This window comes from Kinneretia sp. DJ1R-11, assembly GCF_025717595.1.
GTDB lineage: Bacteria > Pseudomonadota > Gammaproteobacteria > Burkholderiales > Burkholderiaceae_C > Paucibacter_A.
Genome location: NZ_JAJIRR010000019.1, coordinates 45140 through 57413, shown reverse-complemented (window position 1 = coordinate 57413; position 12274 = coordinate 45140). Strand labels below are relative to the sequence as shown.

The 12274-nt window shown below is 67.4% G+C and carries 12 protein-coding genes; 4 read left to right on the top strand and 8 right to left on the bottom strand.

The window, feature by feature from the left end; all coding sequences use genetic code 11:
* Nucleotides 1-35: 35 nt before the first annotated feature.
* Complete coding sequence (locus LNV23_RS22510; RefSeq protein WP_263565032.1) at nucleotides 36-1160, top strand: TerB family tellurite resistance protein; 1125 nt, start codon at nucleotides 36-38, stop codon at nucleotides 1158-1160.
* A 60-nt stretch (nucleotides 1161-1220) separates the two neighbouring features.
* Here LNV23_RS22510 and LNV23_RS22505 read toward each other — a convergent pair whose 3' ends face one another.
* The 4 genes from LNV23_RS22505 to LNV23_RS22490 all read right to left on the bottom strand — a co-directional run bounded on the left by LNV23_RS22505 (nucleotide 1221) and on the right by LNV23_RS22490 (nucleotide 4636).
* The gene (locus tag LNV23_RS22505; RefSeq protein ID WP_263565031.1) at nucleotides 1221-2123 is read right to left on the bottom strand and encodes an SMP-30/gluconolactonase/LRE family protein; all 903 of its coding nucleotides are present in this window, start codon (nucleotides 2121-2123) and stop codon (nucleotides 1221-1223) included.
* A gap of 93 nt (nucleotides 2124-2216) precedes the next feature.
* Entirely contained in the window at nucleotides 2217-2687 is a 471-nt protein-coding gene (locus LNV23_RS22500) for an Lrp/AsnC family transcriptional regulator (protein WP_263565030.1), read from the bottom strand.
* Nucleotides 2688-2691: 4 nt separating this feature from the next.
* Nucleotides 2692-3729, bottom strand: coding sequence for a transglycosylase SLT domain-containing protein (locus LNV23_RS22495; protein ID WP_263565029.1), 1038 nt, complete (start codon nucleotides 3727-3729; stop codon nucleotides 2692-2694).
* A gap of 31 nt (nucleotides 3730-3760) precedes the next feature.
* Nucleotides 3761-4636: a substrate-binding periplasmic protein gene (locus LNV23_RS22490; RefSeq protein WP_263565028.1), complete on the bottom strand. Its 876-nt coding sequence runs from the start codon at nucleotides 4634-4636 to the stop codon at nucleotides 3761-3763.
* A gap of 254 nt (nucleotides 4637-4890) precedes the next feature.
* Between LNV23_RS22490 and LNV23_RS22485 the strand changes: the two genes are divergently transcribed.
* On the top strand, nucleotides 4891-5649 hold the full coding sequence (locus LNV23_RS22485) for a DUF6683 family protein (RefSeq protein ID WP_263565027.1): 759 nt from the start codon (nucleotides 4891-4893) through the stop codon (nucleotides 5647-5649).
* An 18-nt stretch (nucleotides 5650-5667) separates the two neighbouring features.
* On the opposite strand, the gene LNV23_RS22480 is transcribed toward LNV23_RS22485, so the two are convergent.
* Nucleotides 5668-6165, bottom strand: coding sequence for a GNAT family N-acetyltransferase (locus LNV23_RS22480; RefSeq protein ID WP_263565026.1), 498 nt, complete (start codon nucleotides 6163-6165; stop codon nucleotides 5668-5670).
* Nucleotides 6155-6595: a rhodanese-like domain-containing protein gene (locus LNV23_RS22475; protein ID WP_263565025.1), complete on the bottom strand. Its 441-nt coding sequence runs from the start codon at nucleotides 6593-6595 to the stop codon at nucleotides 6155-6157. Before LNV23_RS22475 ends, LNV23_RS22480 begins: the two co-directional genes overlap by 11 nt.
* Nucleotides 6596-6744: 149 nt before the next feature.
* Here LNV23_RS22475 and pdxR point away from each other — a divergent pair, with 149 nt between their 5' ends.
* Nucleotides 6745-8223 (top strand): MocR-like pyridoxine biosynthesis transcription factor PdxR, encoded by a 1479-nt coding sequence (pdxR, locus tag LNV23_RS22470; protein ID WP_263565024.1) that lies wholly within the window; start codon nucleotides 6745-6747, stop codon nucleotides 8221-8223.
* Here the strand turns inward: pdxR and LNV23_RS22465 are convergent.
* Nucleotides 8214-9383, bottom strand: a complete 1170-nt coding sequence (locus LNV23_RS22465; RefSeq protein WP_263565023.1) for an alpha/beta fold hydrolase — start codon at nucleotides 9381-9383, stop codon at nucleotides 8214-8216. The genes pdxR and LNV23_RS22465 overlap by 10 nt on opposite strands.
* Nucleotides 9384-9489: 106 nt before the next feature.
* Here LNV23_RS22465 and LNV23_RS22460 point away from each other — a divergent pair, with 106 nt between their 5' ends.
* Nucleotides 9490-10407, top strand: coding sequence for a LysR substrate-binding domain-containing protein (locus LNV23_RS22460; RefSeq protein ID WP_263565022.1), 918 nt, complete (start codon nucleotides 9490-9492; stop codon nucleotides 10405-10407).
* A 23-nt stretch (nucleotides 10408-10430) separates the two neighbouring features.
* Here LNV23_RS22460 and LNV23_RS22455 read toward each other — a convergent pair whose 3' ends face one another.
* Nucleotides 10431-12047: an oleate hydratase gene (locus LNV23_RS22455; RefSeq protein ID WP_263565021.1), complete on the bottom strand. Its 1617-nt coding sequence runs from the start codon at nucleotides 12045-12047 to the stop codon at nucleotides 10431-10433.
* Between the last annotated feature and the right edge of the window lie 227 nt (nucleotides 12048-12274).

The window sequence follows — 12274 nt, the reverse complement described above, 5'->3', positions numbered from 1 at the left end:
CTGGCAAGCCCAGCAACAAAAGTGAGGGCTTGACCATGGACGCCGATACCAGCGGCAAGACCGCCAGTGATCTGAAACGCTTTGCCGGCGTCGACCGCGTAGTGGCCGAGCCGCTGCGATTCAAGGCCAAGCTGGCCATCGGCGAAGACGCCTACACCTCGCTGCGCATGGTCAGCCGTGCGCGCGAGGTCTGGGATGTGCTGGGCGCTGCGGGCGCGGGTGCGGCGATTGCCAAGTCCAGCCTGGTGGCCTCGACCTTTTTTGCCCCCAGCGGACTGATGGGCGCCATGGGCATAGGCGCTGCAGCCACACCGGTCGGTTGGGTGGCCTTCGCGGCCCTGGCCTCGGGCGGCGCCTGCTACGGCATCTACCGCTGGCTGGGCCACAGCAAGGGCAGCCGCGTGATCGAGATTCCGAAGTTTCTCAACACGCCGATGGACACCCTGGGCTTGGCCCTGTTCGATCTGATCGCGCCGCTGAGCTTGAGGCTGGCCATGGTGGACGGCAAGGTCGAGGCCACCGAGCGGGACTTTCTGCGCCGGCATCTGATTGAAGACTGGGGCCTGGATCCGAAGTTTGTCGACGCCGCCATCGGCGCCGTCGAGTCCGAGCTCGCCGAGGCGCCGTTGGAGGTTTTGGCAAAAGACCTCTCCGACCTGCTGCATGCCAACCCCGACTGCAATCAGAAAGTCATGGTGGAAGATCTGATCGCCTTTCTGGCCCAGATGCTGGAAGCCGCCGGTCCGCTCTCGAACGAAGAAAGCCTGGCCCTAGCCCGCGTGTCGCAGACCTTGCGGGCGGCGCCTGCCAGCGAGCTGGCCGCGTCCTGGGCCACGGCCAAAACCAAGGCTGGTGAAGCGGCCGAGCAGGTCAAACGCGCCACCCTGGATGCGGCCGACTGGACCGCCGAGCGTCTACCCTCGGCCGAACAACTGCGCGAGGCGGCGGAGCAGTCCACCCAGCGATTGAAAGTGGGCGCCAACAAAGCTGGCCAGACGGCCGAGCAGCTGGGCCTGGCGGCCGCCGAGGCCGCAGCTCAAGCCACGGCCTGGGCCAGCGAGCGCCTGCCCACACAGGAGCAACTGTTGAGCCAAGCCCAACAGACCAGCGACCAGCTGAAGCTCGGCCTGGCCCGCCTCAAGGCGAGACTGAAGTCCTGAAATCTGCCCGCGACACCGCGCGGGCCGGACTTGCAAGCGAGCTCCCGACGGGCCTCGCCCTCAAAAGGTTTTGTCGCCACTGACCGCGAGCAAGAGCGAATAGAGCGAGCTGCTGGCGCAGATGAAGAGTCGGTTGCGCTTGGGGCCCCCGAACACCAAGTTGGCCACACGCTCGGGCATGAGGATGCGCCCGATCAGCGTTCCGTCAGGCAGATGGCAATGAATGGCGCTGCCGGCACTGGTCCAGAGCCGGCCCTCCTCATCAAAACGAAAGCCGTCATAAAAGCCGGTTTGGCAGCGTATGAACACCTCGCCGCCGGACAGCACCCCGCCCTCCCCCACGGAAAAGCGCCGCATGGTGCCGCAGTCGAGCCCGGTGTCGGCGATGTAGAGATGGCGCTCATCAGGCGAGAACGCCAGGCCGTTGGGGCTGACGAAATCATCGGCCACCACCGTGAGCTCGCCGCTGCTGGGGTCCAGCCGGTAGACATAGCAGCCCGGCAATTCCTGCTCGGCCTTGACCCCCTCATAATTCGACGTGATGCCGTAGTTGGGATCGGTGAACCAGACCGTGCCGTCGGACTTGACCACCACATCGTTGGGGCTGTTGAGCCGGCGGCCTTGGTAGCGCTCGGCCAGCACGGTCAAGCTGCCGTCATGCTCGGTGCGCAGCACACGGCGCCCGCCATGCTCGCAGCTGATGAGGCGCCCTTCCCGGTCAACCGTATTGCCATTGCTGTAGCCCGAGGGCTGGCGAAACACACTGACCGCGTTCGAGGCCTCATCCAGGCGCAGCATGCGTTCGTTGGGAATATCACTCCAGACCAGCGAGCGGTGGGCGGGAAACCAGGCCGGGCCTTCGCACCAACGGTTGCCCGTGTGGAGTTGCTCCAGCTGGGCACTCAGGCGAATGCAGTCTTCAAAACGGGGATCCAGGATTTCGTAGCGGGCGGGGCTGTTCATGGGGGGCTCGATCTGCCAAAGCCCTCAGTGTCGGCAGGCAGCGGCGTCGCCCGGCGGCGTTTTCGACGGCCCTCGCGCCGCCAAACCGCAAACTCAATCGGCCAGGGGCAGCGCCAGGCCCAGCTTGGCGCTTTCAAGCACAAAGGTGCTGCGAAACTTCTTGATGTTGGGGTCGTCAAAGAACAGCTCACGGGTCAAGCGCTCGAAGGACGCCAAGTCGGCCGCGGCGATCAAGAGCACGAAGTCGCTGGCGCCGGCCACATACAAGCACTGTTGCACCTCCGGCCGCGCGACCATGCGGCGCTTGAAGCCATCGATCACGGCCTCACGGCTGGCTTCGGCCAGTTCCACCTCGACCAGCACGCTGACGCCCAGGCCCACCGCCTGCGCGTCGACCAGCGCCACCTCCGACCGGATCACACCGGACTCGCGCAAGCGCTTGATGCGGCGCTGCACCGCCGTCGCCGAGAGGCCGACGCTGTGGGCGATCTGCTCCGCGCTCTGCCGGCAGTCCTGCTGCATCAGGCCCAGAATCTGCCGGTCAAATTTATCAAGAGTCGCCATCGTTTCAGGGCCTTCGTGGCGCCACAGGGCGCCAGAAATCCAGCACCGGCGAGGGTGGCGTCACCGCTGCATCGAAAGGGTGGTTTCGTTGCCCATGCACGGCAGTCAAAATCCTGCGCACATAGGCCCGCGTCTCCGCGTACGGCGGCACGCCGCGGTAGCGCTCCACTGCCCTCTCACCGGCGTTGTAGCCGGCCAAGGCCAGGGCGACATCGCCCTCAAAGTAGGCCAGCAGCCAACGCAGATAGGCCATGCCGCCGCGGATGTTCTGGGTCGGGTCGGTCAGGCGGCTGACCTTGAAGCGGCGGGCGGTGTCGGGCATCAGCTGCATCAGCCCTTGAGCGTTCTTGGGCGACAAGGCAGCCGGATCGAAATTCGACTCGGTGGCCATCACGGCCAGCACCAAGGCCGGTGCCAGGCGGTACTCGGGCGCCACTTGCTGGACGAAGTCGACGATGGCCGCCGGGGCCTGCGCCGGCGGCGGCATCGCGGGCCAGTCTTGCGAGCGGGCCAGTGCTTGCCCTTTTGCGCCAGGTTTCTGAGCCGCCATCACCGGCTTGGGCGGCAGCACATCGGCCTCGGGCGGGCGCAGGCAAGGCGGCGGTTCGCCCATGGGCGTGCCGCCCATGGCGGCCAGCATGCGCTCGGCCTGGGCGATGCCTTGCTCGGCGGCGGCGGCAAACAAATGGGCCGCTTCGGCGTCGTTGCGGGCGATGCCGCGGTCATGGCTGAGCATCCAGGCCAGGCTGTACTGCGACTCGGCATCGCCGTAGCGAGAAGCGCGGCAGTAGAGCGCGGCGGCGGCCACCGGGTCACGCGGCATGCCGTTGGACCCATGCTCGAGCGCCTTGGCCTCATCACGCCAGCGCAAGACCTGGGACGGCACCACCAGGGCCCGATCCGGCGGCGGGCCGCTGGGGCGCGGCAGCTGTTCCAGAGTCAGCAAGGGGGGCGCGGTGACAAGGGGCTGCGCCCACAGCGGCGCCGCGGCGGGCAGGGCCAACAGCAGCAGGACAAGAGCAGGGAACAGAGCGGGCTTCACGGCCGGCAGTGTAGGCGCCGTGCGCCAAGCCTCAGCTGCCCCAGCGCCCTGGCTCTTCCCACAGTTCGCTGCGCCGCAGCGGGGTGGCCTCCGGCAGCAAGGGGTTGCGCAGGGCCAGCACCTGGCGCCGGTTCAGACCCAGCTGCTTGAGTAGTGGCTGCATATGCTGCAAGAACAGCGCCCGCATGCCGCCGTCGTTGACCAGGCGCTCAAGCCCACGGCCCAGGTCCTCTGCCAGGCGAGGCTCTCTCGGGCTGACAAAGAAATAGAAGGCCGTCGGGTAGCGCAGCAGCAGGCCCGGCGCAATGGCCAACTCGTGCTTGGCGCCATAGCGAGCCAGATCGTCTTCAATCTCCAGAGCCGAACGTGGGAAATAGTCGGTGCGGCCACGCTGCAGCATCGCGAACAGGCTCTCGTAGGCGCTGGCCGTGCCGACCTGGAGGCCGTTGGCACGCAGGATCTCGGTGTCCGGCCAGTCGTACATCTGGCCCGCGGTCAACGGGGCCAGCTCGGCGAGGCTGTGGATGCGCGCGAAACGCTGCTGATCACTCTTTCGAACCAGCAGCAGGCGCCAGCCCATCAAACCGCGGTCGAGCGGGATGCGCAGCGGCAGAAGCTCGCGCTCCCGGGATTTGCTGGTCATGCTCCAAATCAGCTGCAGCGGCCCCTCGCCGGCGCTGAGCTGCCGGATCGCCCGGCCCTGACCAACCGGCTGCGGCACCGCCTGCAAGGCGTACGGGACCCCGCACTGCTCGATCGCGAGCTTCAAGACCTCGATGCAGTAGACGCGGAACGGGTCCTCCAGCCCACCGAACACCGGGTAGCTGATGGTCCGCGGCGCGGCTGCCACACGCCGCGGCGCGACGGCCGGCAGGGCCAGGCTGAGCAAGAGAGCACGTCGATCCATCGGGGCGGGGCAACAAGGTCAGGCGTTTCGACCATTGTGCGGCGGCGCTGCGCGACTGTCATCCCAAGGCCAGGCCTGTGCACCAGAACCAACAGCACACATGAGCTGCACAGAAGGTGCGGCCCCGCTCTCCTCAAGGCTGGAGATGTCCGGTAACAAAGTCGTTAGGCCCACCGCCTTGCCGCGCTGCGCCGGCCTCTAGACTGCGGCCCATGTTTGAAACGGCGGCCAGCGGCCGCCAAGGAGCGGATCCGATGAAGTTGAACTCCACATCCCGGGCACTGCGTTTCGGCCGGTGCGCGCTGGGCGGCTGGCTGCTGTGCAGCCTTCTGCAGCCGGCCTGGGCCTTCGACATTCCGCCGCCACCGCCGCCGCTCTACCAAGGGCTGATCTTCCCCTTATTCCCTGGCTCCTCGGCCATTCCCTTTTCAGGCAGCTCAGGCAGCTCAGGCAGCAGCAGCAAACCGACTCCACGCAGCAATAGCAACAACACGTCCAGCACCACGCTGGCGACCGAGCCGACCCAGGTGCAAGCCCATGCGCGAGAGCTGGCCGCCCAGGTGCCGCCGGCACAGCGCGAAGCCCTGGCTCAGGCCTACAGCCAAGCCTTCGAAGGCTACCGCCAGCTCGAGCGAAAGCTGGGCCTGCCGGAGAACGATGTGGCCAATGCCTTGGCCGCCTTCATCGCCGGCAACTACATGGCCTTGCACCAGGTCGAGGTGCCCGACACCAGCTTTGTCCGCCTGGCCGCTCAGCTGCGCGAGACCCTGCCCCGCAACCCCGGCTTCAGCGCCATGAGCGGCGCCGCCAAGCGCAAGCTCTATGAGCAAAGCGCCATGCAAGGCATGTTCATGGCCGTGGCCCGACTGGCTTTTCTCAAACAGCCCCAGCCGGCGGCCGAGCAGAACTACCGCGCCGCCGCACGCGCCAGCCTGGAGGCAGCCTTGAAGCTGCCGGCCGAGCAGATCCGCATTGACGCGCAAGGCCTGCAACTCGGCGCCACCACGCCCTGAAGCCAGACGCCGGCGGATTCAATCCGGCAGCGCCAGGATGAAGCGGCGCTTGATCCGTTCCTGCGCTCCCTGTCGGCGGTAGAAACGCGCCGCAGCCTCGTTCCACTCCGGCGTTTGCCACTGCAGCTCACGGCAGCCCTGGGCGCGGGCATGGCCGCTGGCGAGCTGCAGCAAGACCTGACCCCAGCCCTGGCCGCGCAGCGCCGGCTGCAAGTAGAGACAGTCGAGATGGGCATAGGGCTCGGCGGCCAAAGTGGAAAAGTCCAAAGTCAGGGTGGCATAGCCATGAGCCCGGGACAGGGACAGGGCCTGCGGGCCGCACACCAGCCAAGCCTGCACGCGCTGCTGCAACAAGGCAAGCTCCAGACGGCGTCGCCGTGCTTCACGGCCATCCGGCAGGGCCAGGCCTTCAAAGGCGGCGTGCGCCTCGCCCAGGCGGACCAGAGCCTCGGCATCGCCTGGCGCGGCCCGGCGCACAGTCAGCGACGCTGGGTCCAGCGAGGCCTCAGCACGCACAAGCGATCAAGGCATGGCCGCGCATGCTGCCGGGCTCGCTGCCCTGGGCCACGGGGTGGCCGTCGCGCTTCCAGAAGTCCAGCCCTCCCAGCATCTCCTTGACCTGGAAGCCCAGCAAGGCCAGCTTGAGCGCGCCCTTGGTGGAGCCATTGCAGCCGATGCCATCGCAGTAGGTCACATAGGTCTTGCTGCGGTCCAGGCCGGCGGTGCCGGCAGCGTCCATCAACCGGTGCGGCAGGCTCAGCGCACCCGGCACATGGCCGGCGGCGTAAAGCGCCTCAGAGCGGGTGTCAATAACGACCAGCGCGGCTATGCCGGCGCTCAAGTCCTCGGCCACATCCCAGGCATCGGCATGGAAGCGCAGCTTGGCGGCCATGAAGGCAGCGCTCTCAGCGGGGCTGGGGGCGGCGTGGGCCAAAACCAGGGACAAGCTCGATTCTTCAGACACAGCAATCACAGGAAACTTCCTTTGCGAAGTGAACAACAAGGTGGCAAGCCGGCGCTGAGCCACACGGCAGGGCCACTGTGCGCCGCATTGGCCTTAGCATTGATGCCAATTTCCTCAAGTCAATAAGACCCATGCCTCCATCCCGCCTCTGGCTGCAGTGGTTCGAGCGCGGCGCAGCCGCTGGCCTTGGCCGGCGCGAGCAGCTCTGCGCCAGCCTGCGTCAGGCCATGCGCGAAGGCGATCTGCAGCAGGGCGAGCGCCTGCCTTCGAGCCGAATGCTGGCGGCCGATCTGGGCCTGTCCCGCGTGACAGTGGAGGCAGCCTACGGCCAGCTGGAGGCCGAGGGCTATCTGATCCGCCAAGTCGGCCAGGGCAGCTTTGTGGCTATCACCATGACTCAGGCTACGGATCACAGCCCCCGCGCAGGGGACCGGCCGCAGCCCCTGCTCAACCGCCCGCCCCCGCTCTCGCAGCGCGGCCAACGCATCGCCAGCGGCGGCGCCTGTGAAGACCCGCGTCGCCCCCTGCCCTTTGCCGCCGGCAGCCCCGATCTGCGCGCTTTTCCCCTGCCGCTCTGGCGCCAGCTGATCAAGCGCCGGCTCAGCGATGCGGGCGGGCGCGAGCTGCTGGGCTATGGCGCCCCCCAAGGCCTGGCCTGCCTGCGCGAAGCGATTGCCGGCTATCTGCGCCAGGCGCGCGGCCTGCGCTGCAGCGCAGAGCAAGTGCTGGTGCTGACCAGCTCGCAGCAGGCTTTGCAGCTGCTGGCCAGCATGCTGCTGGATGAAGGCGACAGCGTCTGGATGGAAGAGCCCGGCTACCGCGGCGCCGCCACCGCCTTTGCCGCTGCGGGCGCGCGGCTGCGGCCGGTGCCGGTGGATGCGCAGGGCCTGTGCCCACCTGCTGGGGATGCAGTGCCAGCCCCGCGCCTGATCTACCTGACGCCCTCGCACCAATACCCCAGCGGCGTGGCCCTGAGCCTGGCCCGGCGCCAGGCCTTGCTGGAGTTGGCGCGGCGCGAGGGCAGCTGGCTGATCGAGGACGACTACGACAGCGAGTTCCACTACGAAGGCCGGCCCATGCCCGCGCTGCAAGGCCTGCAGCCCGAGCAGGAGCCGGGCCGGGTGCTGTACCTCGGCACCTTTTCCAAAGCCTTGTTCCCTTCGCTGCGCCTCGCCTATCTGGTGCTGCCGCCGGAGCTGGTGGCGCCACTGTGCACGGCGCGCAGCATCCAGGACGGGCACAGCGCCCTGCTACCCCAGGCCGTCACGGCCGACTTCATCGCCCAGGGCCATTTCGCCGCCCATCTGCGTCTGATGCGCCAGCTCTACCGCCAGCGACGAGAGGTCTTGATGAACGAGCTGCAGGCCCGCGTCGGCGACTGGCTGCGGCCCCAGCCCAGCCCGGGCGGCCTGCAGATCGCTGCCCTGCTGCCACCCAAGGAAGAATCGCTGTGGACTCGGCGCGCCACCAGCGCCGGCCTGCTGACGCCCAGCCTCAGCGCACTCTATCGGAGTCCTGCGCGTCAGGACGGCTGGTTGCTTGGCTTTGCCGCGCTGACGCCGGCCGAAATCGTGGCCGCGGTGCAGGCCTTGGCCGCGCTTCAGCGCTGAGTGGGCGGCATGCTCAGAAAGGCCTGAACCCGTGTCGCCCAGGCCGCGCCTTGCTCGATGAAGGGGCGGTGGCCCGATAGCTCAAACACCTCGCTCTCGGCCCGCGCCTGCGGGCCCAGGGCATCGCGCAGCTCGTTCATCACCTGAGGCGGCGCCACCGGGTCGTAGCGGCCAGTCAGCAGCAGCGTGGGCGCCGTCACTGCCTTCAGCCGCGGCAGCAGTTCCACGCCGACCAGGGTGCCACCGACGCGACGCTCCGGGTCGGGGCCGAGCATGGCGCGGTAGACATCCAGATTGAGGGCATCGCGCGGATCGCGGCTGGGCGCTGCCCGGGGGTGGCTGGCGGCGCGGTCGGCCCAGTACAAGGGCGAGAACGCGTCGCCGAGCAAGCGCTGCGCCTCGGCGCTACCGCTCAAACTGCCCTGCTCGCGCAGGGTTTGCAAGGCCTGCCAGCGCTCGGGCTCGTGGCGCTGCAGATGCGCTTCGAAGTGGTCGATCTGCGCCTGCCAGCTGCGCGCGCCATGCAAGGTGTTGCCCAGAATCAAATGGTCCACCGCCTGCGGGTAGCGGCTGGCATAGGCCTGCGCCACCAGGCCGCCGTAGGAATGGCCGTAGACCGCCAGCGTGCGCACGCCGAGGTGGCGGCGCAGGCGCTCGACATCTTCAGCATCGCGGTCCACGGTGTAGCGAGAGGCATCAGCCAGGCGGGCCGAGCGGCCCCGGCCGATATTGTCCAGCAGCACCACGGTGTGCTCGCGCGCCAGCACGCGGAACCAGGGCCTCAGACCATGGCCGCTGCCACCGGGCCCGCCCGGCAGCACCACCAGCACCGGGCCCTGGCCCAGGCTGGTGTAGGCCAGCAGGCCATCGGGCGTGGAAATTTGATGCTCGGACCATTCGGCACCAACGGCGCCGCCATCTGCGGCCGAGCTCGCACCGGCAAGGCTGAGCACACGGCGATCACGCAGCGGCTGCAAGGAACTGGAAGCGGCCGGTACCGGCGGCATGGCCTTGAGCGCGCCCATCACATCGCTGGACGACTCGCTCGGCAGGCTGAAGACAAAACCCAGCGTCGCCATCAAGGCGAGGCCCAGCAAGAGGCTGCGCGAGTGCCTTTTGAGCGCACGTGCGGCGACCTTCATATCCTTCATATCCTTCATATCCATCTCCTGAACCCCGTGGAAGCCATTGCTGGGCATCCTAGGTTTTCAGTAAACCGATGAATAGCGCGAAATTCTGGCCGGATTGGACAGTTAAACTTTCCAGATGGTTTCAGCCGCCCGCCTGCCCTTGCAATACCTGGCCGCCTTCCGCGCCACCGCCCGCAGCGAGAACGTGCGCGCCGCGGCCGAACAGCTGCACCTCACACACAGCGCCGTCAGCCAGCAGATCAAGTCCCTGGAGGCGCAGCTGGGCTACCCGCTGTTCGAGCGCCAGGGCCGGGGCATCCGCCTCAACGCCGCCGGCCGCGCCCTGCAGAACGCGCTCGAGCGCGCCTGGACCGAGCTGGAGCTGGGCCTGCGCGCGGCCAGCGCCGCCAGCGGCAGCGCCATGCAAAGCCTCAACATCACTTGCACGCCTTCGTTCGCGCAGCGCTGGCTGATCCCCCGCCTGGGCCGCTGGCAAGCTGAGAATCCCCATATCGTGCTCAAGCTCTTCACCCTGCAAAGGGTGATCGATCTGGAGCAGGAGGGCTTTCACCTGGCCCTGCGCCAAGGCGTGGGCCCTTGGCCAGGCCTGGTCAACGAGGTGATGATGGAATCGCGCCAGATCGTGGTGGCAGCGCCCGCGCTTGCCCAGCGCCTGACGGGCGCGCCGCCTGCAGCCCTGGCCGATGAACCCCTGCTGGGCGACGCCGAGCAGTGGACGCAGTGGTTCGCCCGCTGCGGCCTGGCCCGCCGGGTGCTGCCCAGCGCCAGCTTCAACGACGGAGGCCTGCTGGTGCAGGCCGCCGAGGCTGGAATGGGCGTGGCCCTGGTGCGCGAACTGCTGGCCGCCGATGCCTTGCTGGACGGCCGCCTGGTGCGCTTGCCCGGGCCGGCGCTCGAGGGCGCGGTGCAGCGCCGCTATCACATCGTCTACCCACCAGCCCTGCGGGACGAACCCGCCCTGCGCACCCTGTGCAGCTGGCTGCATGAGGAAATGGCGCGCTCGGCGCGGCAGCTGCAAGGGATGGAGGCCTGAGCGGCCTCCAGAGCGCTAACAGCTCACTTCAGCGCCTTGACCAGGGCATCCAGCTGCACCTTGAGCGAATGGTCGTGGCGCAGGATGGGCGGCACCGGGCGCGGCACATTCAGCAGCTGGTAGACGGCCATCTGCGCCGCGCGCACCGAGTATTCGACGGTGAAGACCACATCGTCCGGGATCTCAACGAATTGGCTGACAAAAGCCAGATTGCGCGAGTTCTTGGGCACCGGCAGCGGCCGGTCGCTGAGCGCGCGCGGCATGAACATGCTGGTGATGTAGGGCATGCGGCAGGGGATGCAGTTGGCCTGGGCCACGGCATCGAGATCGAAGCGCAGGTGGCCGCAGAGTTCACGCAGGATCTCTTCGCCCATGCACTCGGACATGGGCTTGGCCACGAAATCACCGATGCGATCGGGGAACAAGGCATAACCCCAGAACACCTGGACATCGGCCGGCTGATTGGCAAAGTGCGGCTGGTGGGCCAGCACGATGGACATCAGCCAGTTCGAATCCTTGAAAGTCACCAGGCCGCCGGTGCCCGGCTCGTTGCCGCTGAAGGCGCGCATCTTGTCGAAGAAGGCCGTGTCCTTGAGCGTGACGGTGAAGGACTCCCACATGGATTCGGCGATGCTGCTGTTGAAGGCCGCCGGATTGCCGAACTCGGGCCGGCCCTGGGCCAGCTTTTCCCACAAGGCCCAGCCCTGGCTGTCCTGCTTGTTCAGCTGCGGCGGCGCGCTGCGCATGGAGCCGAGGCTGGAGGCGTCGGTCATGGAGCCGTTCTGGAAAAACACCAGGTCCTGCGGGCCGAGCTCGATGCGCTCGGCCTGGCCGGCGCGCTGGCAGCAGATCGCGATGACCTGGAACTGGCCTTCGGTCTCGACATGCTCCAGATCGGTGACCTGGCAGTCCATCACGAAGTTCACGCCCTGCTCGCGCAGCCAGGCTTGCAGCGGCCGCACAAAAGAGTCGTACTGGTTGTAGACCGTGCGCTTGACGCCGCCCAGGGTTTCGATGCGCGAGAACTCCATCATGAAGCGGTGCAGATAGCGCTTGAACTCGACGGCGCTGTGCCAGGGCTGAAAAGCAAAGGTGGTGGCCCACATGAACCAAAACTCGGTCTCGAAGAAGGCCGGCGACAGCCAGTCGGTGATGGTGCTGGTGCCCAGTTCTTCTTCGCTGGCATTGGAGAGCTTGAGCAGTTCCAGGCGGTCGTGCATGGAAAAACCCATGGACTCGACCGGCACCTTGGCGCGCTGTCGGTTGACCAGGCGGGCTTGCGAATGGGCCTTGTACTTCTCGTTGAAATCCAGGGTTTCGCCGAGCACGCTCTGGCCCGGGTGTTCCAGCGAGGGGATGGACTTGAACAGGTCCCAGGTGCACTCGTAGTTGTCGGTGGTCAGCATGCGGCCGCCGCGCAGCGAGTAGCCGCGCTCGGCATCGCCGGCACCATCCAGGCTGCCGCCCATCAAGGGCAAGGCCTCCAGGATGTGGATCTGCGCGCCGGGCACGCCGGCGTCGCGGATCATGAAGGCCGCTGCGGCCATGGAGCCGATACCGCCGCCCAGCAGGTAGGCGCGGAAGGATGAATCAATGGGGCGGGTCGATTGAGGTGTGGTCATGGCAAAGCTCGCTTTCATGTCAGGGGTGGCAGCAGATCCTTCAGAAATCCGCTGAACCTCACCGTTCGCCAGGGAACAGGTGATGGCATGGGCGTAGCTTGGCGCCGCGCAGGCGGCTGACAAATGATCCGGATCAATCGGCCCGGGTCGTGTGGCGGGGCTTTGACTTGGGTCAAAGCCGCGTGTTCACAGAGCCCGGTTTTCGTCGCGAGCGCTCGGCAGGCTAGGCGGCAGGAGCTGAAGGA

Excerpts from the sequence above, each read along its gene's own strand:
- LNV23_RS22505 (WP_263565031.1), bottom strand. The coding sequence starts at position 2,123 with ATGAACAGCCCCGCCCGCTACGAAATCCTGGATCCCCGTTTTGAAGAC.
- LNV23_RS22500 (WP_263565030.1), bottom strand. The coding sequence starts at position 2,687 with ATGGCGACTCTTGATAAATTTGACCGGCAGATTCTGGGCCTGATGCAG.
- LNV23_RS22460 (WP_263565022.1), top strand. The coding sequence starts at position 9,490 with ATGGTTTCAGCCGCCCGCCTGCCCTTGCAATACCTGGCCGCCTTCCGC.
- LNV23_RS22490 (WP_263565028.1), bottom strand. The coding sequence starts at position 4,636 with ATGGATCGACGTGCTCTCTTGCTCAGCCTGGCCCTGCCGGCCGTCGCG.
- LNV23_RS22485 (WP_263565027.1), top strand. The coding sequence starts at position 4,891 with ATGAAGTTGAACTCCACATCCCGGGCACTGCGTTTCGGCCGGTGCGCG.
- pdxR (WP_263565024.1), top strand. The coding sequence starts at position 6,745 with ATGCCTCCATCCCGCCTCTGGCTGCAGTGGTTCGAGCGCGGCGCAGCC.
- LNV23_RS22510 (WP_263565032.1), top strand. The coding sequence starts at position 36 with ATGGACGCCGATACCAGCGGCAAGACCGCCAGTGATCTGAAACGCTTT.
- LNV23_RS22465 (WP_263565023.1), bottom strand. The coding sequence starts at position 9,383 with ATGAAGGATATGAAGGATATGAAGGTCGCCGCACGTGCGCTCAAAAGG.
- LNV23_RS22455 (WP_263565021.1), bottom strand. The coding sequence starts at position 12,047 with ATGAAAGCGAGCTTTGCCATGACCACACCTCAATCGACCCGCCCCATT.